The 1199-nt window shown below is 56.7% G+C and carries 1 protein-coding gene; it reads left to right on the top strand.

Annotated elements, in window-relative coordinates:
• Window positions 1–184 precede the first annotated feature (184 nt).
• Window positions 185–1018: a hypothetical protein gene (locus tag ACOCD2_RS20805; RefSeq protein WP_419583129.1), complete on the top strand. Its 834-nt coding sequence runs from the start codon at window positions 185–187 to the stop codon at window positions 1016–1018.
• Window positions 1019–1199: the final 181 nt, after the last annotated feature.

Below are 1199 nucleotides of genomic sequence, written 5' to 3'. Positions count from 1 at the left end.
AGAGGCTTCCGCAATAAAGAGCGGTTTGCCAATGCCATTTACTTCCATCTCGGCGGGTTGGATCTTTACCCTGATGGGATTACTAGATGATGGGCGCCCACTCAATCAGGGGAAGAGCCTCCCTGCATATAGTTAAAAGAGAAGTATCGTAAATAGCGTCTGAGAGATTAGATTGAGAAGGTCAATGAAAACGCACACATTATCCATCCTGGGTCTGTTCCTGTTGCTGGCGGCACCGTCGGCGGCATTGCCCTGGGGCATCACAGCCTCCGACAATCAAGGGGGCGGTTTTTTCGCCGATGCCGACGGTTCGGGCCAAGCCTATGTCGGGTATGGTGATAATGGTATTCGGGCTTATGGCAATACCATGGGCGGTTTTTTCATGGATTTGACCAGTCATACCTACGCCCGTGTCGGCCACGACACCTACAAGATTAAGGGCTCCGGCAGTGTGAGTTTCGTGCAGAACCACCCGGAGAACAAGGACGAGGTGATTGTTTATGCCGCGCCGGAAGGCGACGAAGTGGCCACCTATACCCGGGGCAGCGCCCGGCTGGTGGATGGCGAGGCGCGCATCCCCCTGGGCGAGACCTTCAAATGGGTGACCAACCCCGATATCGGCCTGACGGCGCACCTGACGCCCATGGGTGAGCCTTGCCTTCTGTATGTGGCTGCCAAGACCACCAGTGAACTGGTTGTCAGTGGCGCGCAGGACTGTTCACAAAATGTGAGCTTCGACTACATCGTCTACGGCCTGCGCATTGGCTTCGAGGATGTCACCGTGGTGCAGAAGAAGACCCAGGAGGCGCGTATTCCCTCCATGGCGGAACACCGCAAGGCCATTGCCGAGCGTCCCGAGCTGGCGCAGTACACGGCCCTGAGCCGCTATGCCGCCATGCAGGGCAGCAGCCGGAAGGCGGTAAAAGCCAACATGCGCAACGCCGCGGCGCTGCTGGAGAAGGTCGAGGAGTTCGATCCGGCGGTGCACAAGATCGAAACGCCGGAGATCATGGAGTAACTTCCCATCCCCTCTCCCATGCCTGGGAGAGGTTTGAAGCACTTCATTCGGTTCAAATAATGGGCTCTTCCCCTGATTGAGTGGGCGCCCATCATCTAGTAATCCCATCAGGGTAAAGATCCAACCCGCCGAGATGGAAGTAAATGGCATTGGCAAACCGCTCTTTATTGCGGAAGCCTCT

The organism is Thiolapillus sp. (assembly GCF_048562965.1).
GTDB lineage: Bacteria > Pseudomonadota > Gammaproteobacteria > Chromatiales > Chromatiaceae > Thiolapillus > Thiolapillus brandeum_A.
Note: the sequence above shows the minus strand (reverse complement) of the source record. Positions and strands in the feature narration are given on the sequence as shown.

What these genes read in the sequence shown, in the direction of transcription:
- ACOCD2_RS20805 (WP_419583129.1), top strand. Translation starts at nt 185, where the DNA reads ATGAAAACGCACACATTATCCATCCTGGGTCTGTTCCTGTTGCTGGCG.